The 22,990-nt window shown below is 69.5% G+C and carries 25 protein-coding genes; 17 read left to right on the top strand and 8 right to left on the bottom strand.

The genetic code is table 11. The annotated features are described in order from the left end of the window. Positions 1 to 4 precede the first annotated feature (4 nt). Positions 5 to 1,123, bottom strand: coding sequence for a transaldolase (tal, locus tag OG870_RS11425; RefSeq protein ID WP_266585518.1), 1,119 nt, complete (start codon positions 1,121 to 1,123; stop codon positions 5 to 7). 33 nt (positions 1,124 to 1,156) lie between these two features. After that, the gene (gene tkt / locus OG870_RS11420; RefSeq protein ID WP_266841136.1) at positions 1,157 to 3,244 is read right to left on the bottom strand and encodes a transketolase; all 2,088 of its coding nucleotides are present in this window, start codon (positions 3,242 to 3,244) and stop codon (positions 1,157 to 1,159) included. A 357-nt stretch (positions 3,245 to 3,601) separates the two neighbouring features. Between tkt and OG870_RS11415 the strand changes: the two genes are divergently transcribed. The 3 genes from OG870_RS11415 to OG870_RS11405 all read left to right on the top strand — a co-directional run bounded on the left by OG870_RS11415 (position 3,602) and on the right by OG870_RS11405 (position 6,211). Then, positions 3,602 to 4,555, top strand: coding sequence for a heme o synthase (locus OG870_RS11415; RefSeq protein WP_266512187.1), 954 nt, complete (start codon positions 3,602 to 3,604; stop codon positions 4,553 to 4,555). Positions 4,556 to 4,665: 110 nt separating this feature from the next. Continuing rightward, positions 4,666 to 4,998, top strand: coding sequence for a hypothetical protein (locus OG870_RS11410; RefSeq protein ID WP_266512185.1), 333 nt, complete (start codon positions 4,666 to 4,668; stop codon positions 4,996 to 4,998). A 106-nt stretch (positions 4,999 to 5,104) separates the two neighbouring features. Next, positions 5,105 to 6,211 (top strand): amidohydrolase family protein, encoded by a 1,107-nt coding sequence (locus OG870_RS11405; RefSeq protein ID WP_266585522.1) that lies wholly within the window; start codon positions 5,105 to 5,107, stop codon positions 6,209 to 6,211. A 38-nt stretch (positions 6,212 to 6,249) separates the two neighbouring features. Here OG870_RS11405 and OG870_RS11400 read toward each other — a convergent pair whose 3' ends face one another. From OG870_RS11400 to OG870_RS11385, 4 genes are read right to left on the bottom strand one after another with little or no spacing between them, the layout of a single operon-like run. Beyond that, positions 6,250 to 7,260 (bottom strand): COX15/CtaA family protein, encoded by a 1,011-nt coding sequence (locus OG870_RS11400; RefSeq protein WP_266585524.1) that lies wholly within the window; start codon positions 7,258 to 7,260, stop codon positions 6,250 to 6,252. A gap of 46 nt (positions 7,261 to 7,306) precedes the next feature. After that, on the bottom strand, positions 7,307 to 8,023 hold the full coding sequence (locus OG870_RS11395; RefSeq protein WP_266842212.1) for an ABC transporter permease: 717 nt from the start codon (positions 8,021 to 8,023) through the stop codon (positions 7,307 to 7,309). 53 nt (positions 8,024 to 8,076) lie between these two features. Then, on the bottom strand, positions 8,077 to 9,000 hold the full coding sequence (locus OG870_RS11390; RefSeq protein ID WP_266585526.1) for an ABC transporter ATP-binding protein: 924 nt from the start codon (positions 8,998 to 9,000) through the stop codon (positions 8,077 to 8,079). Positions 9,001 to 9,011: 11 nt separating this feature from the next. Beyond that, a complete protein-coding gene (locus OG870_RS11385; protein WP_266841139.1) occupies positions 9,012 to 9,884 on the bottom strand; it encodes an aminoglycoside N(3)-acetyltransferase in 873 nt (290 codons plus the stop codon). Between the two features lie 172 nt (positions 9,885 to 10,056). On the opposite strand from OG870_RS11385, the gene OG870_RS11380 reads away from it, so the two are divergent. The 9 genes from OG870_RS11380 to OG870_RS11340 are packed head-to-tail and all read left to right on the top strand — an operon-like array spanning position 10,057 to position 17,109. Continuing rightward, entirely contained in the window at positions 10,057 to 10,809 is a 753-nt protein-coding gene (locus tag OG870_RS11380; protein ID WP_266841140.1) for a helix-turn-helix transcriptional regulator, read from the top strand. Beyond that, positions 10,806 to 12,230 (top strand): Fe-S cluster assembly protein SufB, encoded by a 1,425-nt coding sequence (gene sufB / locus OG870_RS11375; RefSeq protein WP_266512169.1) that lies wholly within the window; start codon positions 10,806 to 10,808, stop codon positions 12,228 to 12,230. The genes OG870_RS11380 and sufB overlap by 4 nt, the downstream gene beginning before the upstream one ends. A gap of 59 nt (positions 12,231 to 12,289) precedes the next feature. Further along, entirely contained in the window at positions 12,290 to 13,471 is a 1,182-nt protein-coding gene (gene sufD / locus OG870_RS11370) for a Fe-S cluster assembly protein SufD (protein WP_266512167.1), read from the top strand. Further along, a complete protein-coding gene (locus OG870_RS11365) occupies positions 13,471 to 13,800 on the top strand; it encodes a bifunctional 3-phenylpropionate/cinnamic acid dioxygenase ferredoxin subunit (RefSeq protein ID WP_266585530.1) in 330 nt (109 codons plus the stop codon). Before sufD ends, OG870_RS11365 begins: the two co-directional genes overlap by 1 nt. A 7-nt stretch (positions 13,801 to 13,807) precedes the next feature. After that, positions 13,808 to 14,593: a Fe-S cluster assembly ATPase SufC gene (gene sufC, locus OG870_RS11360; protein ID WP_266512162.1), complete on the top strand. Its 786-nt coding sequence runs from the start codon at positions 13,808 to 13,810 to the stop codon at positions 14,591 to 14,593. Continuing rightward, positions 14,590 to 15,846: a cysteine desulfurase gene (locus OG870_RS11355; RefSeq protein ID WP_266512159.1), complete on the top strand. Its 1,257-nt coding sequence runs from the start codon at positions 14,590 to 14,592 to the stop codon at positions 15,844 to 15,846. Before sufC ends, OG870_RS11355 begins: the two co-directional genes overlap by 4 nt. Positions 15,847 to 15,880: 34 nt before the next feature. After that, the gene (gene sufU, locus OG870_RS11350; protein ID WP_266512156.1) at positions 15,881 to 16,351 is read left to right on the top strand and encodes a Fe-S cluster assembly sulfur transfer protein SufU; all 471 of its coding nucleotides are present in this window, start codon (positions 15,881 to 15,883) and stop codon (positions 16,349 to 16,351) included. After that, positions 16,348 to 16,680 (top strand): metal-sulfur cluster assembly factor, encoded by a 333-nt coding sequence (locus tag OG870_RS11345; protein WP_102911749.1) that lies wholly within the window; start codon positions 16,348 to 16,350, stop codon positions 16,678 to 16,680. Before sufU ends, OG870_RS11345 begins: the two co-directional genes overlap by 4 nt. 51 nt (positions 16,681 to 16,731) lie before the next feature. After that, positions 16,732 to 17,109 carry a VOC family protein gene (locus OG870_RS11340; RefSeq protein ID WP_327690850.1) on the top strand — a complete coding sequence of 126 codons (378 nt, stop codon included), beginning with the start codon at positions 16,732 to 16,734 and terminating at the stop codon, positions 17,107 to 17,109. Between the two features lie 11 nt (positions 17,110 to 17,120). On the opposite strand, the gene OG870_RS11335 is transcribed toward OG870_RS11340, so the two are convergent. Then, positions 17,121 to 17,945, bottom strand: a complete 825-nt coding sequence (locus OG870_RS11335) for an AbfB domain-containing protein (RefSeq protein WP_266512150.1) — start codon at positions 17,943 to 17,945, stop codon at positions 17,121 to 17,123. A gap of 594 nt (positions 17,946 to 18,539) precedes the next feature. On the opposite strand from OG870_RS11335, the gene OG870_RS11330 reads away from it, so the two are divergent. The 3 genes from OG870_RS11330 (at position 18,540) to dapD (ending at position 20,519) form a co-directional block, all read left to right on the top strand. Continuing rightward, on the top strand, positions 18,540 to 18,860 hold the full coding sequence (locus OG870_RS11330) for a DMT family transporter (RefSeq protein WP_266585536.1): 321 nt from the start codon (positions 18,540 to 18,542) through the stop codon (positions 18,858 to 18,860). Next, positions 18,860 to 19,423 carry a TetR/AcrR family transcriptional regulator gene (locus OG870_RS11325; protein WP_266512148.1) on the top strand — a complete coding sequence of 188 codons (564 nt, stop codon included), beginning with the start codon at positions 18,860 to 18,862 and terminating at the stop codon, positions 19,421 to 19,423. The genes OG870_RS11330 and OG870_RS11325 overlap by 1 nt, the downstream gene beginning before the upstream one ends. A gap of 106 nt (positions 19,424 to 19,529) precedes the next feature. Then, a complete protein-coding gene (dapD, locus tag OG870_RS11320; RefSeq protein WP_266512146.1) occupies positions 19,530 to 20,519 on the top strand; it encodes a 2,3,4,5-tetrahydropyridine-2,6-dicarboxylate N-succinyltransferase in 990 nt (329 codons plus the stop codon). Positions 20,520 to 20,571: 52 nt separating this feature from the next. On the opposite strand, the gene OG870_RS11315 is transcribed toward dapD, so the two are convergent. After that, positions 20,572 to 21,075 (bottom strand): hypothetical protein, encoded by a 504-nt coding sequence (locus OG870_RS11315; RefSeq protein ID WP_266512143.1) that lies wholly within the window; start codon positions 21,073 to 21,075, stop codon positions 20,572 to 20,574. Positions 21,076 to 21,215: 140 nt separating this feature from the next. Between OG870_RS11315 and OG870_RS11310 the strand changes: the two genes are divergently transcribed. Both OG870_RS11310 and OG870_RS11305 read left to right on the top strand, forming a co-directional pair. Further along, on the top strand, positions 21,216 to 21,773 hold the full coding sequence (locus OG870_RS11310) for a SigE family RNA polymerase sigma factor (RefSeq protein WP_266588483.1): 558 nt from the start codon (positions 21,216 to 21,218) through the stop codon (positions 21,771 to 21,773). Continuing rightward, complete coding sequence (locus OG870_RS11305) at positions 21,770 to 22,990, top strand: WD40 repeat domain-containing protein (protein WP_327690849.1); 1,221 nt, start codon at positions 21,770 to 21,772, stop codon at positions 22,988 to 22,990. Before OG870_RS11310 ends, OG870_RS11305 begins: the two co-directional genes overlap by 4 nt.

The raw sequence follows: 22,990 nt of genomic DNA, 5'->3' as shown, positions 1-22,990 counted from the left end.
GAGATCAGCCCTCCGAGGGGGCGAGGCGCTCCAGCTCCGCCTCGGTCGACTTGAGCAGGTCGTTCCAGGACGCCGCGAACTTCTCGACGCCCTCGTCCTCCAGGACCTGGACCACGTCGTCGTACGAGATCCCGAGCTTCTCAAGGGCGTCGAGGTCCGCGCGGGCCTGCTCGTACGTACCGGCGATCGCGTTGCCGGTGATCGAGCCGTGCTCCTCGGTGGCCCGCAGGGTGGCCTCCGGCATGGTGTTCACCGTGTTCGGCGCCACCAGGTCGTCGACGTACAGGGTCGGCTTGTACGCCGGGTCCTTCACGCCGGTGGAGGCCCACAGCGGACGCTGCTTGCGGGCGCCCGCGTTCTCCAGCTTGTTCCAGCGGTCGGAAGAGAAGACCTCCTCGTACGCCTGGTAGGCGAGACGTGCGTTGGCGACGGCGGCCTTGCCGCGCAGAGCCTTGGCCTCAGCGGTGCCCAGGTCGTCCAGCCGCTTGTCGATCTCGGTGTCCACACGGGACACGAAGAAGGACGCCACCGAACGGATCAGCGACAGGTCGAGGCCGCGCTCCTTGGCCTTCTCCAGGCCGGAGAGGTAGGCGTCCATGACCTCGCGGTAGCGCTCCAGCGAGAAGATCAGCGTGACGTTGACGCTGATACCCAGGCCGATGACCTCGGTGATCGCCGGCAGGCCGGCCCTGGTGGCAGGGATCTTGATGAGCGTGTTGGGCCGGTCGACCAGCCAGGCGAGCTGCTTGGCCTCGGCGACGGTCGCCCTGGTGTTGTGGGCCAGGCGCGGGTCGACCTCGATCGACACGCGGCCGTCCTGGCCGTCGGTGGCGTCGAACACCGGGCGCAGGATGTCGGCGGCGTCGCGGACGTCCGCCGTGGTGATCATGCGTACGGCCTCTTCGACGGTGACCTTGCGGACGGCGAGGTCGGTGAGCTGCTGCTCGTAACCGTCACCGGAGGAGATCGCCTTCTGGAAGATCGTCGGGTTGGTGGTGACGCCCACGACGTGCTGCTGGTCGATCAGCTCGGCGAGGTTGCCGGACGTGATCCGCTTGCGCGACAGGTCGTCCAGCCAGATCGCGACGCCTTCTTCGGAGAGGCGCTGGAGTGCGTCTGTCATGGAATTACATCTCCTACGTGTCGTATGTGAGCGTCAGCGCTGGGCGGCGGCGATGGATTCCCGTGCCTTGGCAGCCACGTTCTCGGCAGTGAAGCCGAACTCGCGGAAGAGCACCTTGCCGTCGGCCGAAGCACCGAAGTGCTCCAGGGAAACGATGCGACCGGCGTCCCCCACGTACCTGTGCCACGTGAGACCGATACCGGCCTCCACCGCGACGCGCGCCTTCACGTTCGGCGGCAGGACGCTGTCCCGGTACCCCTGGTCCTGCTCCTCGAACCACTCCACGCACGGCATGGACACGACCCGTGTCGGCACCCCGTCGGCCTGGAGCTGCTCGCGCGCCTCGACGGCGACGTGCACCTCGGAACCGGTGGCGATCAGGACGACCTGCGCCTCACCGCCTTCGGCCTCGAACAGGACGTAGCCGCCCTTGACCGCGTCGTCGTTGGGCTCGTACGTCGGCACGCCCTGACGGGTCAGCGCCAGGCCGTGCGGGGCGCCCTTGCCGTAGACCTTGGTGTAGCGCCTGAGGATCTCGCGCCAGGCGATCGCGGTCTCGTTGGCGTCGGCCGGGCGGACCACGTTCAGGCCCGGGATGGCGCGCAGCGAGGCCAGGTGCTCGACGGGCTGGTGGGTGGGGCCGTCCTCGCCCAGACCGATGGAGTCGTGCGTCCACACGTACGTCACCGGCAGGTGCATCAGCGCCGACAGGCGCACGGCGTTGCGCATGTAGTCGGAGAAGACCAGGAACGTACCGCCGTAGACACGGGTGTTGCCGTGCAGGGTGATGCCGTTCATCTCCGCGGCCATGGAGTGCTCGCGGATGCCGAAGTGGATCGTGCGGCCGTACGGGTCCGCCTCCGGCAGGGGGTTGTCCGCCGGCAGGAACGAGGAGTTCTTGTCGATGGTCGTGTTGTTGGAGCCGGCCAGGTCGGCCGAACCGCCCCACAGCTCGGGGATGACCGCGCCCAGCGCCTGCAGCACCTTGCCGGACGCGGCGCGGGTCGCGATGCCCTTGCCGGGCTCGAAGACCGGGACCTTCTCCTCCCAGCCGGTGGGCAGCTCGCCCGCGTGGATGCGGTCGAAGTCGACCGCGCGCTCCGGGTTGTTCTGGCGCCACAGCTGGAACGACTTGTCCCACTCCGCCTGCGCCTCGCGGCCGCGCTCCAGCGCCTGCCGGGTGTGCTTGAGGACCTCGCCCGCGACGTCGAAGCTCTTGTCAGGGTCGAAGCCGAGGACACGCTTGGTGGCCGCGACCTCGTCGTCGCCGAGCGCCGAGCCGTGCGCGGCCTCGGTGTTCTGCGCGTTCGGGGCGGGCCAGGCGATGATCGAGCGCATCGCGATGAAGGACGGCCTGTCGGTGACCTTCTTCGCGGCCTCGATCGCGTTGTAGACGGCGTGCGGGTCGATGTCGCCGTCCGGCTTCGGGGCGATGCGCTGGACATGCCAGCCGTAGGCCTCGTAGCGCTTGACGGTGTCCTCGGAGACGGCCGTCTCCGTGTCGCCCTCGATGGAGATGTGGTTGTCGTCCCACAGCAGCACCAGGTTGCCCAGCTGCTGGTGGCCCGCCAGCGAGGACGCCTCCGCGGAGATGCCCTCCTGCAGGCAACCGTCACCGGCGATCGCGTAGATGAAGTGGTCGAAGGGGGACTCGCCCTGCGCCGCGTCCGGGTCGAACAGCCCGCGCTCGTAGCGGGCGGCCAGGGCCATGCCCACCGCGTTGGCGACACCCTGTCCCAGCGGTCCGGTCGTCGTCTCCACACCCTTGGTGTGGCCGTACTCCGGGTGGCCGGGGGTCTTCGAACCCCAGGTCCTGAAGGCCTTCAGATCGTCCAGCTCCAGGCCGAAGCCGGCCAGGTAGAGCTGCGTGTACAGGGTCAGTGACGAGTGGCCGGCGGACAGCACGAAGCGGTCGCGCCCGACCCAGTCCGGGTCGGCCGGGTCGTGGCGCATCACCTTCTGGAAGAGGGTGTACGCGGCAGGCGCCAGGCTCATGGCCGTACCCGGATGGCCGTTACCGACCTTCTGTACGGCGTCGGCGGCCAGGACGCGGGCGGTGTCCACGGCCCGCTGGTCCAACTCGGTCCACTCGAGGTCTGTGGTGGTCGGCTTGGTGCTCACCCTGAGTCAGGGCTCCTCTCCACATGTCACGCATGTCGAATGCCGGCGCACTGGACGCCCACCGGCCGTTGTCGAGCCTACCCCCGTAAGTACGTGCATCTTTTCGAGTCATTCCAGACTGCCGGGAGTCGCCGAGATCTGCCTCCCGACCGGGCTGGACAGCCATTTGGCAACTGAATACGCAGGCGCTCGTCCGAGTGCTCAACCGAGTGGCGGCGGGCTCTTGTGGCGGCCCCTTTCAACACGACCCGACCCCCGCGAAGGCCGGGGTATGGGCAACGTCTAAAGTGGCGTGGTACGCGCGAGCCTTTACCGGGACTTCACACGGGTCGGGCTTGCTGGGATGTCTCTGTAGGGGTGTGCGTGACGGCCGTCGAATCCCGTCCAGCGGGGGTACTCGGTGCCAGCGAGAGCCCGCGTCACCGGCCGTTCGGGGCCCGTGTCAAGGCGTTCGTGGCGCTGACCAAGCCGCGGATCATCGAGCTCCTGCTCATCACCACCGTTCCGGTGATGTTCCTCGCCCAGCAGGGTGTGCCGGACCTGACGCTGGTGCTGCTCACCTGCCTCGGCGGCTACCTCTCGGCGGGCGGCGCCAACGCGCTGAACATGTACATCGACCGCGACATCGACGCGCTGATGGACCGCACCTCGCAGCGCCCCCTGGTCACCGGCATGGTCAGCCCGCGCGAGTGCCTCGCCTTCGGCATCACCCTCGCAGTGGTCTCCACGCTCCTGTTCGGCCTCACCGTCAACTGGCTGTCGGCGTGGCTGTCACTCGGCGCGCTGCTCTTCTACGTCGTCGTCTACACGATGATCCTCAAGCGGCGAACCTCGCAGAACATCGTGTGGGGCGGCATCGCCGGCTGCCTTCCGGTGCTCATCGGCTGGTCGGCCGTCACGAACTCCGTGTCGTGGGCGCCGGTCATCCTCTTCCTCGTCATGTTCTTCTGGACGCCGCCGCACTACTGGCCGCTGTCGATGAAGGTCAAGGACGACTACGCGCGCGTGGGCGTGCCGATGCTGCCGGTCGTCGCCTCCAACAAGGTCGTCGCCAAGCAGATCGTGATCTACAGCTGGGTGATGGTGGCCGTCTCGCTCCTGCTCACCCCCCTCGGCTACACGGGCTGGTTCTACACGCTCGTGGCGCTGCTGGCCGGCGGCTTCTGGCTGTGGGAGGCCCACGGGCTGCAGAACAGGGCCAAGGCGGAGGTGACGGGCGGGAAGCTCAAGGAGATGCGGCTGTTCCACTGGTCCATCACCTACGTGTCGATCCTGTTCGTGGCGGTCGCGGTGGACCCCTTCCTCCGTTAGCTCGTCCCTGTACCAGCTCGTCCCTGTACGCCGTTGCGGGCGGGGTGCGTGGTCAAGGCCACGCACCCCGCCCGTCGCCGTTCGATCTACCCGTCGGTAGCATCCTGGCCATGGCAGAGACTCAGCAGGTTGACCCGAAGGCCGAGCGCAAGGTGGCGCGCCTCGCCAAGCAGATCAACGCCTTCTCCAAGGCGCACGGTGGGGCCGAGGGCCAGGTGGCCCACATCGGTGAGCGCGGCGCGCGCATCGTCCTCGTCGGTGAGGACGGCGGCTGGGGCGATCTGGTGGCGCCCTCGTACGAGCTGGCCGAGAAGGCGGTGGAGAAGTCCGGCATCACCGTCCACGAGGACTTCGACGGCGAGTTCGCGGCCAAGGTGAAGACGGGCCCGTACGAGTGGACGCGCATGGCGGGGATCCAGGTGGGCGGCCCGTCCAACACCTGACGGCCGCCGGCTTTTCGCACGGGGTGCGCGAGAGCAACACCTAGGACCCGGTTCACCCGTTAGGACCTGTAAGGCACCGCACGGTCCAGGTTCACGGGGAGTCCGGATGATCGAAACGCCGTCCCTCGTGGACCAGTACTGCCACGGCGTACTGAGGACGGAGCTGGGCCTCGGCACCTTCGAGGCCCAGCTGGCGCGCACCGAGGGACCGCCCGCGCCCGGCACCACCCTCTTCGACACACAGACCGGTTTCGCCGTACGCCGCTGGTGCCCCCCGCTGCTCGGCCTGGAACCGCACTGTCCCCCCGCCCGCTATCTCGCCCGGCGTCGTGAACTGGGCGTACCGGAGACGGGCCGCAGACTCCTGCGCGGCAGCGGCATCACGACGTATCTGGTCGACACGGGGCTGCCCGGCGACCTCACCGGACCCACCGAGCTGGCGTCCGCCGGGGACGCCGAGGCCCGCGAGATCGTCCGCCTGGAGTTACTGGCCGAGCAGGTCGCGGACACCTCCGGCACCGTCGAGTCCTTCCTCGCCAACCTCGCCGAGTCGGTGCACGGCGCCGCCGGAAGCGCGGTGGCCTTCACCTCCGTCGCGGGCGTACGGCACGGGCTGGCGCTCGCGCCCGAGCCGCCCGGGCCCGGGGAGGTGCGGGGTGCCGCCGGGCGGTGGCTGGCCGGCCGCAGAGTGGGCGGCGAGCTGACCGACCCGGTTCTGCTGCGGCACCTGCTGTGGATCGCCGTCGCCTCCGGGCTGCCGCTCCAGCTCCACGCGGGACTCGGCGAACCGGGCCAGCGCATCGACCGCACGGACCCGGTGCTGCTCACCGACTTCGTCCGCGCCACGGCCGGACTGGGCACGGACCTGGTCCTGCTGCACGGCTACCCCTACCACCGCCATGCCGCCCATCTCGCCGGTGTCTTCCCGCACGTGTACGCCGACTCGGGGGCCGCCCTGGTCCGCACCGGCGCCCGCGCGGCCACCGTCCTCGCCGAGATCCTGGAGCTGGCCCCCTTCGGGAAGATCCTCTTCTCCAGCGGGGCTCATGGGCTGCCCGAGCTGCACGTCGTGGGAGCGCGGTTGTTCCGGGAGGCCCTGGGGCGGGTGCTGGGCGGCTGGGTCGCGGAGGGGGCGTGGTCGCTGGCGGACGCGCAGCGGGTGGCCGGGATGGTGGCGGCCGGGAACGCGCGCAGGGTGTACGGACTGGAGTGAGCGCCTACGCGCGCGTGGTCAGGGTCCGGAGTGAGCGCCTACGCGCGCGTGCCCACCGTCACCTCGGCCGAAGGCCCCGGCAGGTCCGCCGCCGGCTCGGGCCGCTCCCGCATCGCCAGCAGGACCCGCAGCACCCCGATCCACACCAGGGCCGAGCCGAGCATGTGCAGGCCGACCAGGGCCTCGGGGAGGTTGGTGAAGTACTGGACGTAGCCGATGACGCCCTGGGACAGCAGGATCAGGAAGAGTTCGCGGGTGCGGTGCAGGGGGCTCTTGGGGGCGTCGACCGCCTTGAGGATGAACCACAGGGCGAAGGTCAGCGTGACCACGATCCAGGCCAGTACGGCGTGCAGCTTGCTGACGGTCTCCCAGTCCAGCGGCATCCGCTCGACCTCGCGTGAGTCGCCCGCGTGCGGACCGGCGCCGGTCACCACGGTGCCCACCGCGATCAGCAGCACGGAGGCGGCGACCAGGAACCACACCAGTTGCTGCACGGGCCTGCCGACCAGCGGGCGGGGCGCCCCGTCGCCCTCGCGGGTGCGCTGCCACATCACGGTGGCGACCGCGATCAGCGCCGAGGCGAGCAGGAAGTGGGCCGCGACGGTGTACGGGTTGAGGCCGACCAGGACCACGATGCCCCCGAGCACCGCGTTGCTCATGACCAGCCAGAACTGCACCCAGCCGAGCCGGGTCAGGCTTCGCCGGTACGGCTTCTCCGAGCGCGCCGCGATGATCGCCCAGCCGATGGCGGCGCACAGCACGTACGTCAGCATGCGGTTGCCGAACTCGATGGCGCTGTGGAAGTTCATCGCACCGGTGGGAGCGAGCGAGTTGGCGGTGCACTTGGGCCAGGTCGGGCAGCCGAGCCCGGAAGCGGTCAGTCGCACCGCACCGCCGGTGACCACGATGACCACCGACATGACGAGCGCGGAAAGAGCCGCCCGCCGGACCGTCCCGGGTTTCGGGGTCCAGCGTGCGGCGATGAAGGAGAGCGGGTTGCGCAGGGCCGCCACCGCGTCGGCGTGGGTCACGTTTGGCACGCGCACCATCGTAGGCGTCCACTTGTGCACGCTTTCACGAGGGTCCGCCACGCCCCTACTCCCAGCGGAAGAACCTCCCGGCGGCCGCGAGCCCCACGACGGCCCACACGGCCAGAATCCCCAGGTCGCCCCAGGGCGTGCCGGCCCCGTGCTGCAGCACGTCCCGCAGACCGTCGGAGAGGGCGGAGACCGGCAGGAGTCCCAGGACGTCCTGAGCGCCCTGCGGGAACTTGTCCATCGGCACGATCACGCCGCCGCCCACGAGCAGCAGCAGGAAGACCAGGTTCGCGGCAGCCAGGGTCGCCTCCGCCTTCAGCGTGCCGGCCATCAGCAGGCCCAGGCCCGAGAAGGCCGCCGTGCCCAGGATCAGCAGGAGCAGCACGGCCGCCGGGTTGCCCTCGGGCGACCAGCCCAGGGCGAAGGCGATCACCGTCAGGAGGATCACCTGGAGGACCTCCGTGACCAGGACCGACGCCGTCTTCGCGGTCATCAGGCCCCAGCGGGGGAGCGGCGAGGAGGCGAGGCGCTTCAGCACGCCGTAGCGCCGCTCGAAGCCCGTCGCGATCGCCTGGCCCGTGAAGGCCGTGGACATGACGGCGAGGGCCAGGATGCCGGGCGCGAGGAAGTCCACCGCCTTGCCCGCGCCGGTGTCGACGATGTCCACCGAGCTGAACAGCACCAGCAGCAGCGTCGGGATCACGACCGTCAGCAGCAGCTGCTCGCCGTTGCGCAGCAGCATCTTCGTCTCAAGCGCTGCCTGGGCCGCGATCATGCGGGGGAGGGGGGACGCACCCGGCTTGGGCGCGTACGTACCGGTTGCCGTCGTCACGAACGCAACTCCTTGCCCGTAAGCTCCAAGAACACGTCCTCAAGGGTGTGCCGTTCGACCGAGATCCGGTCCGGCATCACCCCGTGCTGCGCGCACCAGGACGCCACCGTCGCCAGCAACTGCGGGTCGACCTTGCCGACGACCCGGTACGAGCCCGGCGTGAGCTCCGCCGCCGAGCAGTCCGCGGGCAGCGCCTTCAGCAGGGAGCCCACGTCCAGGCCGGGACGGCCCGTGAAGCGCAGTGTGTTCTCGGCGCCGCCGCGGCACAGCTCGTCCGGGGAGCCCTGGGCGATGACCCGGCCGGCGTCGATGATCGCGACGTCGTCCGCGAGCTGCTCGGCCTCGTCCATGTAGTGCGTGGTGAGGATGACCGAGACGCCGTCGGTGCGCAGGTCGCGGACGAGGTCCCAGGTCGCGTGCCGGGCCTGCGGGTCGAGGCCGGCGGTCGGCTCGTCGAGGAACACCAGCTCCGGACGCCCCACGACGGCCATCGCGAGCGCGAGGCGCTGCTGCTGGCCGCCGGAGAGACGGCGGTAGGTCGTACGGCCGCACGAGCCGAGGCCGAGTCGCTCGATGAGCGCGTCCACGTCCAGCGGGTTCGCGTGCAGTTTCGCCACATGCCGCAGCATCTCGTCGGCCCGCGCGCCCGAGTAGACACCGCCGGACTGCAGCATCACGCCGATGCGCGGATGCAGTTGACGGGCCTGTCGCACCGGGTCGAGACCCAGGACCCGCACCGTGCCGGAATCCGGCCTGCGGTACCCCTCACAGGTCTCGACGGTGGTGGTCTTGCCCGCGCCGTTCGGGCCGAGTACGGCGGTCACGCCCGCCTTGGCCACCAGGTCGAGGCCGTCCACAGCGGTTTTTGTGCCGTACCGCTTCACCAGGGCCTGAACCTGGACCACGGGCTCACTTCGCATGGGTCCAGAGTCTAGGTACGCCGTCGTCGGCCCGGACCGGGGGGTGCAGGATCTCCACTCGCCGGAGCACTCCCGGTCGCCGTGGGGATCTCGTCCTCCCGCGACCGGTGCAGCGCCAGCCACCGCTCCGCGTACGCCACCGAGTCCGCCACGGGAAACAGCCGGGCGTCGGCGGCGCCCACCCTTTTGCGCACGACGGCACGGTCCCGCTCGAAGTCATGGCCCAGCTCGGCGAAGTTCTCCGAGGTGATCGACACCTCGGTCACCGTCTCCCAGCCGCCGCCCGGAGCCGGCCGCCCGACCCGGACGAGCGGCGACGGTATCCGGTACTCGGCGAGATGGAAGCTCGTGCACGCCGCGTAGCCGACGCCGAGCAGCAGGACCCGGGCGCCCAGTCGCTCCAGCCGCGCCAGCGGGCTCCGCTCCCCGAGCCGGCAGTCGGGCGCGTGGCCGTCGACGATCTCCGCCGCGCGCGGGCCGAGTGCCGCGAAGGACGTCTGCGGGTGCGCGCTGCGCCGGGCGCCCGGCCAGCCGCGCACGGTCTCCGGGATCACGCCCACCCCGCGCGAGGGCGTGACCAGGGGGTCGTAGGCGGGCATCGTGGCCCGGATCCGGTCCCACCACTCCTCGGGCACCGGCGGGTTGCCCCACAGGGCCGGGTCCGAAAGGTCGCCGGTCTGGGTGGGGACGACCAGGGTGCCCGTTTGGCCGAGCGCGTCGAGCAGTCCCTGGACGACCGCGACGGCGCCCCCGCAGACCCAGCCGAGGCTGCTGAGGGAGGAGTGCACCAGAAGAATCTCGCCGGTCTCCACACCCAGCAGGCGCACCTGTGCGGCGACCGTGTCGCGGGTGACAAGAGGGCCGGTCGGAGGGGGTGTCGACATGGTTGAGGAGTGTCCCGGAAGGCGCCCGGCGATGCCACCGAATTGGCCGCCCCCTGATCGATCAAAGATCGTTTCCGCAGGTCAGGTTAGGTGTGCCTAAGTGACGCAGGGCACCGTCCAGTGACCGGGACGCGGGTTGCCCGGTCCTGAGGAATTACGCAACAATGGCGTTGTGAAAAACGTCGGCGAGGCTCTGGAGACCCCCATGGGGGCGCACCAGGAAGAGCACGTGAGCGGGGAGCGCTCCACGCGCAACCGGGTCGCGCGATCGATCCTGGACCACGGGCCGTCGACCGTCACCGAGCTGGCCGGGCGGCTGGGGCTCACCCCCGCGGCCGTAAGGCGTCATCTGGACGCGCTGGTCGCCGACGACGTAGTTCAGGCGCGTGAGCAGCGGGTGTACGGCGCGCGCACGCGCGGACGTCCCGCCAAGGTGTTCGCGCTGACCGACTGCGGCCGCGACGCCTTCGACCAGTCCTACGACAAGCTCGCCGCGGACGCCCTGCGCTGGATCCAGGAGCGGTTCGGCGGGGACGAGGCCGTCGTCGCCTTCGCGCGCGCGAGGATCGCCGAGCAGGCCGCCGCCTACCGCCGGGCGATCGAGGCCGCCGCCCCCGAACAGCGAACCGAAGCCCTGGCCAAGGCCCTGAGCGTGGACGGGTACGCTGCTACGGCTCGTAGCGCCCCCCTCCCGCAAAAAGGTGAGCAGCTCTGCCAGCACCACTGCCCGGTGGCCCACGTGGCGGAGAAGTTCCCGCAGCTGTGCGAGGCGGAGACCGAGATCTTCTCCCAGCTGCTGGGTACTCACGTCCAGCGGCTGGCGACCATCGCGCACGGCGACGGCGTCTGCACGACGTTCATCCCCAAGATTTCCCAGACCACTGACAACGCATCCGCAAGTACCGCCGGGAGGAACCCAGCATGACGCTCCCCATCGAGGAGACCGCCCACCCCGAGCTTGAGGGCCTGGGCAACTACGAATACGGCTGGGCCGACTCCGACGTGGCTGGTGCCTCTGCGAAGCGCGGCATCAACGAGGACGTCGTCCGGGACATCTCCGCGAAGAAGAACGAGCCGGAGTGGATGACCAAGCTCCGTCTCAAGGGCCTGCGCCTGTTCGACAAGAAGCCCATGCCCAACTGGGGCTCGGACCTGTCGGGCATCGACTTCGACAACATCAAGTACTTCGTGCGCTCCACGGAGAAGCAGGCGGAGTCCTGGGAGGACCTGCCCGAGGACATCAAGAACACGTACGACAAGCTCGGCATCCCCGAGGCGGAGAAGCAGCGCCTCGTCGCCGGTGTCGCCGCCCAGTACGAGTCCGAGGTCGTCTACCACCAGATCCGCGAGGACCTGGAGGAGCAGGGCGTCATCTTCCTGGACACCGACACCGCCCTGAAGGAGCACCCGGAGCTCTTCAAGGAGTACTTCGGCACAGTCATCCCGGTCGGCGACAACAAGTTCGCGTCGCTGAACACCGCGGTGTGGTCCGGCGGCTCCTTCATCTACGTGCCGAAGGGCGTGCACGTGGAGATCCCGCTCCAGGCCTACTTCCGTATCAACACGGAGAACATGGGCCAGTTCGAGCGGACGCTGATCATCGTCGACGAGGACGCCTACGTCCACTACGTCGAGGGTTGTACGGCCCCGATCTACAAGTCGGACTCCCTGCACTCCGCGGTCGTCGAGATCATCGTGAAGAAGGGCGCCCGCTGCCGCTACACGACCATCCAGAACTGGTCGAACAACGTCTACAACCTGGTCACCAAGCGCGCCGTGGCGTACGAGGGCGCGACCATGGAGTGGATCGACGGCAACATCGGCTCCAAGGTCACGATGAAGTACCCGGCCGTGTACCTGATGGGCGAGCACGCCAAGGGCGAGACCCTCTCCATCGCCTTCGCGGGCGAGGGGCAGCACCAGGACGCCGGCTCCAAGATGGTCCACATGGCGCCGAACACCTCCTCCAACATCGTCTCCAAGTCCGTGGCGCGCGGTGGTGGTCGTACCTCCTACCGTGGCCTCGTCGAGATCGGCGAGGGCGCCCACGGCTCCAAGTCGAACGTGCTGTGCGACGCGCTGCTCGTCGACACCATCTCCCGCTCCGACACGTACCCCTACGTGGACGTCCGTGAGGACGACGTGTCCATGGGCCACGAGGCCACCGTCTCCAAGGTCTCCGAGGACCAGCTCTTCTACCTGATGAGCCGTGGTCTGAGCGAGTTCGAGGCGATGGCGATGATCGTGCGCGGCTTCGTCGAGCCCATCGCGAAGGAGCTGCCCATGGAGTACGCCCTTGAGCTCAACCGGCTGATCGAGCTGCAGATGGAAGGCGCGGTCGGTTAAGACCCGCCTCCCAGCAGTCACCAGATTTCTTGACGTAGGAAGAGAGCAGACCGACAGCCATGGCTGAGGCTCAGAACATCCCGGTGGGCAGCACGACCGCCGGCCAGATCGCGGTGGCCGCCGAGTCGACCGTCGCCACGCGCATGAGCGCGCCCCCCTCCTTCGACGTGGCGGACTTCCCGGTCCCGCACGGCCGCGAGGAGGAGTGGCGGTTCACCCCGCTGGAGCGCCTGCGCGGGCTGCACGACGGCACCGCCGTCGCGACCGGCGAGGCCGTGAAGGTCGCCGTCGACGCCCCCGAGGGCGTCATCGTCGAACTCGTGGACCGCGACGACCCGCGCCTCGGCAAGGCCGGCACCCCGGTGGACCGCATCGCCGCCCAGGCCTACTCGGCGTTCGAGAAGGCCGGCGTGATCACCGTCCCCAAGGAGACGGTGCTCACCGAGCCGATCCGCGTCGCCGTGCACGGCGAGGGCGGGGTCGCCTACGGCCACCAGGTCATCGAGCTGAAAGCCTTCGCCGAGGCCGTCGTCGTCATCGACCACACCGGTGACGCCGTGCTCGCCGCCAACGTCGACTACATCCTGGGCGACGGCGCCAAGCTGACCGTCGTCTCGGTCCAGGACTGGGACGACAAGGCCGTGCACGTGGCCCAGCACAACGCCCTCATCGGCCGGGACGCCACCTTCAAGTCGTTCGTGGTCACCTTCGGCGGCGACCTCGTACGCCTGCACCCGCGCGTCTCCTACGCCGGCACCGGCGGCGAGGCCGAGCTGTTCGGCCTGTACTTCACCGACGCCGGCCAGCACCAGGAGCACCGTCTCCTGGTCGACCACAACACCCCGCACTGCAAGTCGAACGTCGCCTACAAGGGCGCGCTCCAGGGCGAGGCCGCTCACGCGGTGTGGATCGGCGACGTCCTCATCGAGGCCAAGGCCGAGGGCACCGACACCTACGAGATGAACCGGAACCTCGTCCTGACGGACGGCGCCCGGGTCGACTCGGTGCCGAACCTGGAGATCGAGACCGGTGAGATCGTCGGCGCCGGCCACGCCTCCGCGACCGGTCGCTTCGACGACGAGCAGCTCTTCTACCTGATGGCGCGCGGCATCCCGGCCGACGAGGCCCGTCGTCTGGTGGTCCGCGGCTTCTTCGCCGAGCTGGTCCAGCAGATCGGCGTCGACGACATCGAAGAGCGCCTTCTCGTGAAGATCGACGAGGAGCTGGAGGCGACGGTCTGATGACTGCCCCTTCGACCTTCGTGCGCGCCTGCGGGCTGAGCGAGCTGGAGGAGAACACCCCGACGCGGGTGGAACTCGACGGCACGCCGGTCTCGGTCGTCAGGACCGAGGGGGAGGTGTTCGCGATCCACGACATCTGCTCGCACGCGAACGTCTCGCTCTCCGAGGGCGAGGTGGAGGACTGTCAGATCGAGTGCTGGCTGCACGGCTCCAGCTTCGACCTCCGCACCGGCAAGCCGTCCGGCCTTCCCGCGACGCGACCCGTCCCCGTATACCCCGTAAAGATCGAAGGAGACGACGTGTTCGTCTCCCTCACCCAGGAGTCCTGAGGAACCCATGGCAACGCTTGAAATCCACGACCTGCACGTCACCGTCGAGGCCGACAACGCCACGAAGGAGATCCTCAAGGGCGTCGACCTCACCGTGAAGCAGGGCGAGACGCACGCCATCATGGGCCCCAACGGCTCCGGCAAGTCGACGCTCGCCTACTCGCTCGCGGGTCACCCGAAGTACACGATCACCGGCGGCACCGTCACCCTCGACGGCGAGGACGTCCTGGAGATGTCCGTCGACGAGCGCGCCCGCGCCGGCCTGTTCCTCGCGATGCAGTACCCGGTCGAGATCCCCGGTGTCTCCGTCTCCAACTTCCTGCGCACCTCGGCCACGGCCGTGCGCGGCGAGGCCCCCAAGCTGCGCACCTGGGTGAAGGAGGTCAAGGAGACCATGGAGCGCCTCTCCATGGACCCCTCCTTCGCCGAACGCAACGTGAACGAGGGCTTCTCCGGCGGTGAGAAGAAGCGCCACGAGATCCTTCAGCTGGAGCTGCTCAAGCCGAAGATCGCGATCCTCGACGAGACCGACTCCGGCCTGGACGTCGACGCCCTGCGCGTCGTCTCCGAGGGCGTCAACCGCGTCCGCGAGACCGGCGAGGTCGGCACCCTGCTGATCACGCACTACACGCGCATCCTGCGCTACATCAAGCCCGACTTCGTCCACGTCTTCTCCGCGGGCCGGATCGTCGAGTCCGGCGGCGCCGAGCTCGCCGACAAGCTGGAGAACGAGGGCTACGAGGCTTATGCGAAGCTCGACGAAGTCGACACGAAGGGTGGCGTATCCGCGTGACACAGCTGCCGGGCCTCCTCGACACCGAGGCGATCCGCAAGGACTTCCCCATCCTGGACCGTCAGGTCCACGACGGTAAGAAGCTCGTGTACCTGGACAACGCGGCGACCTCGCAGAAGCCGCGCCAGGTGCTGGACGCCCTGAACGAGTACTACGAGCGCTACAACGCCAACGTCCACCGCGGTGTGCATGTGCTCGCCGAGGAGGCCACGGCGCTGTACGAGGGCGCGCGTGACAAGGTCGCGTCGTTCATCAACGCGCCGAGCCGCGACGAGGTGATCTTCACCAAGAACGCCTCCGAGTCGCTCAACCTCGTGGCGAACATGCTCGGTTGGGCCGACGAGCCCTACCGCGTGGACCACGAGACCGAGATCGTCATCACGGAGATGGAGCACCACTCCAACATCGTCCCGTGGCAGCTGCTCGCGCAGCGCACGGGCGCGAAGCTGAAGTGGTTCGGCCTGACCGACGACGGCCGCCTCGACCTCTCCAACATCGACGAGATCATCACGGAGAAGACGAAGATCGTCTCCTTCGTGCTGGTGTCGAACATCCTCGGCACGCTCAATCCGGTCGAGGCGATAGTCCGTCGCGCCCAGGAGGTCGGCGCGCTGGTCTGCATCGACGCCTCGCAGGCCGCCCCGCACATGCCGCTGGACGTCCAGGCCCTGCAGGCCGACTTCGTGGCCTTCACCGGCCACAAGATGTGCGGCCCCACGGGCATCGGCGTGCTCTGGGGACGGCAGGAGCTCCTGGAGGACCTGCCTCCGTTCCTCGGCGGCGGCGAGATGATCGAGACGGTGTCGATGCACTCGTCCACCTACGCTCCCGCCCCGCACAAGTTCGAGGCGGGCACCCCGCCGATCGCGCAGGCGGTCGGTCTGGGCGCGGCGATCGACTACCTGTCCTCGATCGGCATGGACAAGATCCTCGCCCATGAGCACGCGCTCACGGAGTACGCGGTCAAGCGCCTCGGGGACGTCCCCGACCTGCGGATCATCGGCCCGACCACCGCCGAGGACCGGGGCGCCGCGATCTCCTTCACGCTCGGCGACATCCACCCGCACGACGTGGGCCAGGTCCTCGACGAGCAGGGCATCGCGGTCCGGGTCGGCCACCACTGCGCGCGGCCGGTCTGCCTGCGCTACGGAATTCCTGCGACCACGCGAGCGTCGTTCTATCTGTACTCCACGCCGGCCGAGATCGACGCGTTGATCGACGGCTTGGAGCACGTACGGAACTTCTTCGGCTGAAGGGCGTGAGCTGAGAGATGCGAGGTTTGTCGGCGTGAAGCTGGACTCGATGTACCAGGAAGTCATCCTGGATCACTACAAGAACCCGCACGGGCGTGGTCTGAGGGATGGCGACGCCGAGGTGCACCACGTGAACCCGACGTGCGGCGACGAGATCACCCTGCGTGTGAAGTACGACGGCACGAGGATCGAGGACGTCTCGTACGAGGGTCAGGGCTGCTCGATCAGCCAGGCCAGCGCGTCCGTCCTCAACGAACTGCTGGTCGGGAAGGACCTGGCGGACGCCCAGAAGGTCCAGGAGACCTTCCTGGAGCTGATGCAGTCCAAGGGCAGGATCGAGCCGGACGACGCGATGGAGGAGGTGCTGGAGGACGCGGTCGCGTTCGCCGGTGTCTCCAAGTACCCGGCCCGGGTGAAGTGCGCCCTCCTCAGCTGGATGGCATGGAAGGACGCGACGGCCCAGGCGCTGGGCGCCGACGTCGACGCCGAAAGGAAGACGGCATGAGCGAGACCGTTGAGATGAAGCCGGCCTCGGAGGAAGAGGTCCGCGAGGCGCTGTACGACGTCGTCGACCCCGAGCTGGGCATCGACGTCGTCAACCTCGGCCTGATCTACGGCATCCACATCGACGACGCGAACATCGCGACCCTCGACATGACCCTGACCTCGGCGGCCTGCCCGCTGACGGACGTCATCGAGGACCAGGCCAAGTCCGCCACGGACGGCCTCGTCAACGAGCTGCGCATCAACTGGGTCTGGATGCCGCCGTGGGGCCCCGACAAGATCACGGACGACGGGCGGGAGCAGCTGCGGGCGCTGGGCTTCAACGTCTGAGGCACCCGGAAACATCTGCGGCACCTGTGAAACGGCCATACCTTCTCCGGTATGGCCGTTTTGCTGCATCACCTCGTCGTCGACGCGCACGACCTTCCCGGACTCGCCCGCTTCTGGTGCCGGGTCCTCGACTGGAAGGTGCTGTCAGAGAGGGAACGCGAAGTCGTCATCGGACCGGACGAGTTCGCGCCGACGGGCATCTGCTTCATGCCCGTCGAGGACCCGAAGCACATCAAGAACCGGCTGCACTTCGACCTCGCCCCGGACGATCAGGGGGCGGAGGTCGAGCGCATCCTCGCGCTCGGTGCACGCAGGGTCGACATCGGGCAGGGCGACGAGGCCGGCTGGGTGGTGCTGGCGGACCCCGAGGGCAACGAGTTCTGCGTACTGAGGCCGAAGACCTCGCTGATCGCCTTCCGTGACGCGTAGGGCGCTCCGGCTCAAGCCAGTGGGCCTACCAACCGGAACGCCGAGTCCGCCCGGTACAGATCGCTCTGCTGGTACGGGTCCAGTTCGAGCTGGAAGTTCTGGTGGCGCAGGAAGCGGCCCGGGTAGTTCACCGACTCCAGCATGACCGCGCCCGAGTACGACGAGGTCTGCGGGCAGAAGGTCGCGTCCTGTTCGAACAGGGAGGATCCGTCGCTGCGTTCGGAGCGCAGGACGAAGTTGCGGTGGCGGAGGTAGGTGCCGTCCGACGTCGCGAAGGAGTAACAGGACGCGTCCCACAGGCCCTTGACGAGCTTGAACGTGGCGTCGCGGCGGGCCGGGGCGGAGGTGATCGGGTCGAGCTTCACGAAGTCGCCGCTCATGTGCCAGTAGCGGTCGGGGTAGTTCACCGAGCGGACGGACCTGTAGGTGGCCGACGGCTTGGAGTGACCGGGTGAACTCGCGTGGGATGTGGGCGACTTGGACGGCTTGGAGCCGCCGTTCGCGGACTCGTGCGGGCTGGCTGCGGGGGACGCCTTGGTCCGGGTGGACGACAGGTCGCTCTCGCCGGCGGGCGTCGTGGCGTCGTCGGTGGACGGCGTGGCGTAGGAGATCAGACCGGGGACCGTTGCGGAGCCCGAGGGGGACGGGGAGGCCCGTACCGGATCATCGGTCTCGTTGTCCATCACGGTGATCGCCGTCACGCACGCGACGATCGTGGCCAGGGCCAGCACGCCGGCCAGCCAGAGTCTTCGGGTTCCGGGGGTCCGGGACGTGTCGGGGGCCCAGCCGTTCTCCCAGGGTTTGTTCTGGGACGGCTCGGGGGTGGTGTCTGGCATGCGCTGTTCCTCCAGCGGCGCCCGAGGCGGCGGCCGGGGATGTGAGTGTGGGGTGTGTGAGCGGTGAAACCCTAGTGGAGCGTGGCGGACACGGGGAGTGGTTTCAGCGAGCGATTTCTATGAGGATTGGACTTCCTCAAGTGGAACCCCACCCTTCACATCTGCCCCTCAACACCGTCCGAGCCCCGCCTCGTTGACCGACGACGGCCCGGCGCGCCGAGGGCGACCGGGTAGGGCTCGACGCGTGGACCGCGGGGTGAGAGAGGCGGCGCTTCCGTGAGCTGGGCGGGCCGCGGCGGCGGCGCGGCGTGAACGGCCTCGGCTGCGCCTTCGCCCTTTTCGTTCGCACCCGCACCGCCCGTGCGACTTTCGTCGTCGGGGCGCGGGTGGCCCCTGTGGGGGGTTCTCGACGTCGGCGGCTGGGGCTGGGGCTGCGGCTGTGACTGGCGCTGCATCACATCCGGTCGTGCAGGGCGGTGTCGGGTCGTATGACTGCTCGGCGGCAGCCGCGGAATCGCTGGCGCGGCGGCCCTGTCGGGCGGGATCGGTGGTCGCCGGGCTGCCGTGTGAGCGCTGTTATGTACACTCGTACGCATGGCATTCCTCATGCTCCTCGCGGCCATTGCCGCCGAGGTGGGCGGCACCACCGCCATGAAGTTCAGCGACGGCTTCAGTCGGCTGTGGCCGTCGGTGCTGACGCTCGCCGGTTACGGCGTCTCCTTCGCGCTGCTCGCGCAGACGCTGAAGACCATGTCGGTCGGCACGGCGTACGCGGTCTGGGCCGGCCTCGGCACCGCCGCCATCGTGGCGATCGGGATGCTGTTCCTAGGGGAGCAGATGACCGTTCAGAAGGCCGCGGGGATCGCGCTGATCATCGTTGGGGTCGTGGTGCTCAACCTGGGTGGCGCGCACTGATGCCCCGCCGTTACGACCCCGACCGCCGCCAGCGGATCATCGACGCGGCGATCCGGGTCGTGGGGGAGAAGGGCCTGGCCGGCCTGAGTCACCGCTCGGTCGCCGCCGAGGCGGACGTACCGCTCGGCTCGACGACGTACCACTTCAAGACCCTCGACGAACTGATGGTCGCCGCGCTGCGGCAGGCGAACGAGGGCTTCGCCAAGGTCGTCGCCGCGTGCGGCGCCCTGGAGGACACCGAGGGCGATCTGGCCACGGACCTCGCGCGGATCCTCGGCGAGTGGCTGTCCGGGGACCGCGCGGGCGTCGAGCTGGAGTACGAGCTGTATCTCGCCGCCCTGCGCCGCCCCGCCCTGCGCCCCGTCGCCGCCGAGTGGGCCGACGACCTGGCCTCCCGGCTCGCCCGGCGCACCGACCCGGTCACCGTGCGGGCGCTGGTCGCGCTGATGGACGGCATCTGTCTGCAGGTGCTGCTGACGGGGGCGCCGTACGACGAGGGCTTCGCGCGCGAGATGCTGGCGCGGGTCATGTCGGGCGCCGCCGGTTGCCCGGCGACGCCGTGAACGCCGCGACCGTCGAGGCGGCCCCCGCCCGGCGCGGTGGCCCGGTACCTGAGACACCGTCCCCGGCGGTTGGCCTCCGTGCCCTCCCGCCGGTTAGGTTGCCCTCATGACCGACACGACTGCTCCTCGCACCACCGGCGCCGTGGCCACCGGACTCGCCACGATCGCCGCCGACGGCACTGTTCTCGACACCTGGTTCCCCGCGCCCGAGCTGAGCGAACAGCCCGGCCCGTCCGGCACCGAGCGGCTGTCCGCCGAGAAGGCCGTGGAACTGCTCGGCGAGGGCGCGGCCAAGGCGATCGGGCCGGACGCCCGCCGTGGCGTCGAGGTGGTCGCGGTCCGTACGGTCATCTCCACCCTCGACGAGAAGCCGATCGACGCGCACGACGTCTACCTGCGGCTGCACCTCCTCTCGCACCGGCTGGTCAAGCCGCACGGCCAGAGCCTGGACGGCATGTTCGGCTTCCTCGCCAACGTCGCCTGGACCTCGCTCGGCCCGGTCGCCGTCGACGACATCGAGAAGGTGCGGCTCAACGCCCGCGCCGAGGGGCTGCACCTCCAGGTGACGTCCGTCGACAAGTTCCCGCGGATGACGGACTACGTCGCCCCCAAGGGCGTCCGGATCGCCGACGCCGACCGCGTGCGGCTCGGCGCGCACCTGGCCGAGGGCACCACCGTCATGCACGAGGGCTTCGTCAACTTCAACGCGGGCACGCTCGGCACGTCCATGGTCGAGGGCCGTATCTCCGCGGGCGTCGTCGTGGGTGACGGTTCGGACATCGGCGGCGGCGCGTCCACCATGGGCACGCTCTCCGGCGGCGGCAACGTCCGCATCACGATCGGCGAGCGCTGCCTGGTCGGCGCCGAGGCGGGCGTCGGCATCGCGCTCGGCGACGAGTGCGTGGTCGAGGCCGGGCTGTACGTCACCGCGGGCACGCGCGTGACCATGCCCGACGGGCAGATCGTCAAGGCCCGTGAACTCTCCGGCGCCTCCCACATCCTCTTCCGCCGCAACTCGGTCACCGGCACGGTCGAGGCCCGCCCGAACAACGCGGTCTGGGGCGGTCTGAACGAGATCCTGCACAGCCACAACTGAGCGGTACGACGACTCCGGGCGCCCTTCCGCCCGCCGGCGGAAGGGCGCTTCGTCATGTACGCAGCGCCGCCGCGAACCGGGCCAGCGCCGTGAAGTCGCCCTCGCGCAGGCCCAGGCGCGGGTTCACCTGGTGGAGCAAGGCGGCCCCGGAGTGGTGGGCGGCCACGTACTCCTCGTCCGCGGGGCCCTGCTCGTCGTCGACCCAGGCGAACGGACGCCCCTCGGCATACCGCACGATGGCCTCCGTCTTCCAGTGCACCCCGTCGGGGCGGAAGGCGAACAGGCCCTCACCGAAGTCGACGTACGGCAGCTCGGGCAGGCCGACGACGGGGCCGATCCAGCGGTTGGCGGCGTCCATCCACGTCGTGGCCCAGCACAGGTCGTAGTCGAGGGCGAGCAGTTCCGGTCCGTGGGAGGGGCTCAGCCAGACCCGCAGCGGACGGCCCGGGTGCAGGGCCACCCTGATCGTCGTATAGCCCTCGGGGCGTCGCTCGGGCTGCGCGGCGTACGGGTTGAGGGGGCCGTCGACGTCGAGGAAGAGCAGAGGGCGGCTCACGGCACCAACGTACGGCACGAGGTGTGCGCGGTCGCTGGAAAATTCTTCGTCGGCACAGGCATAGCCGTGGGCGGTCGCACGCGTCACAAGAGGCACAGGGGCGGGACACAGAGGGAACCGCCGGGGAAGAGAAGGTGACGATGAATGCCGAAGGGCTGGAGAGCTTCCGCGAGTTCGTGGACAGCAGGTCGTCGGCTCTGCTGAAGACGGCCGTGCTGCTCTGCGGGGGAGATCAGCACGCCGGCGAGGACCTGTTGCAGAACGCGCTCGTCAGGGCCGCCGGGAAATGGCAGCGGATCGACGAGCCCGAGGCGTACGTACGCCGGATCCTGTACCGCCAGCAGATCAGCCGCTGGCGGCTGAAGGGGCGCAGACGGGAGTTCAGCGTCGCCGAACCGCCCGAAGGGGGGCCGCAGTCCGGTGACACGGCCGCCGCGGCCGAGCTGCGCGTCGTGATGCGCGAGGCGCTCGGCCGCCTCACCGCCCGCCAGCGTTCCGTCCTCGTACTGCGCTACTTCGAGGACCTGCCCGAGGCCGACGTGGCCCGCCTGCTGGGCTGCTCGATCGGCACCGTACGGTCCACCACCCACCGCTCCCTCGCCCGGCTGCGCACTCTGGCGCCGGAGCTGGCCGCACTCGGCCCGGCGGACGCCGAACTGGTGTCCCGTGACTACTCGCCCGTGGAGGTGCGTCCGTGAACGTCGACGAACTCGTGCGCGACGCCCTGCGCGAGCAGGCCGCCGAACAGACCGCGGCGCGGCCGGGGTTGGCGGACCGCGTGCTGGCCCTGCGCAGCCGCCGCCGCAACCGCCGGATCGCGACCGCCGCCGCCACGGTCGCCGTGGTCGCCGTCGCCGTGGCGGTGCCGCTGCTGGACTCGGGCAAGCAGGACGTACGGCCCTCGGGGGTCGTCGACCAGGACACCGTCAAGTCTCACCCCGACCAGTCGCGGCCCCGCGAGACGATCTCGGCCAAGGGGACGACCCTGGCCGCGTACTACATCCCGGAGCGGGTCAAGAAGTCCAAGGACACCGCCGTCAACCGGCGGGTCTACTACCTGCTGAACCCGAGGAGCGGCAGGTACGAGAAGACCACGAAGTGGTCCTGGATCGCCGTCGCGCCCGGCATGAAGACCGCCGCCGTCCTGGAGCGGAACCTGCCCGCCTCGCGGATCGGTCTGCTCGACCTGTCCTCCGGCAAGGTGGAGCGGTGGATCCCGGTCGACCACGGGGTGGCCGGGCTCGCCTTCTCGCGCGACGGCCGCAAGCTGCTCGCGACGACGTACAGCGAGAATCCCGACATGCTGTACAAGCCCCAGGACGGCGGCGGGTGGGGGCCGAAGATGGGGTCCAGCCGCACCGGTTTCTACGTCTTCGACGTGGCCTCCGGGAAGGGCTCATGGGCCGAGGTGAAGATCAAGAGCGACCCGAACGACCCCATGGGGGCCGGTTTCCTCATCAACCCCCGCCAGGACTTCGCCCTCGCCGACGACGGCCGGCACGTCTGGGCCGCGAACCCCGAGGGCGACATCGGCAAGGATTTCTGGGACCTCACGGGCAAAAAGGTCCCCGTACCGGCGGGCGACAAGTATCTGTCGCCGTACGTCGAGGCCGGGAAGTCACCGAACGGCAAGCTCGTCGCCGGGGACTTCGCCGGTGAGGGGTGGAAGACCGCGTCCTGGCTCATCGACTCCGTCACCGGCAAGAAGACCAAGGTGCGCGGGCAGCAGCTGCTCGCCTGGGTCGGCAACGACCAGCTCGTCGCCTGGGACATCGACAAGAACGTCAAGAACGAGTTCCACAACCGGCTCGTGCTGGTCACCATCGGCAGCAACAAGGAGGTGCCGCTCAGCGGCTTCCGCCAGGGCAACGACGGAGCCGCCGGACGCTGGGAGCCGGTCTTCGCCCAGCCCTGA

Origin of the sequence: Streptomyces sp. NBC_00461 (assembly GCF_036013935.1) — a bacterium.
Lineage (GTDB): Bacteria > Actinomycetota > Actinomycetes > Streptomycetales > Streptomycetaceae > Streptomyces.
The sequence above is the reverse complement of the archived record's forward strand: the minus strand, read 5'-3'. Positions and strand labels throughout refer to the sequence as shown.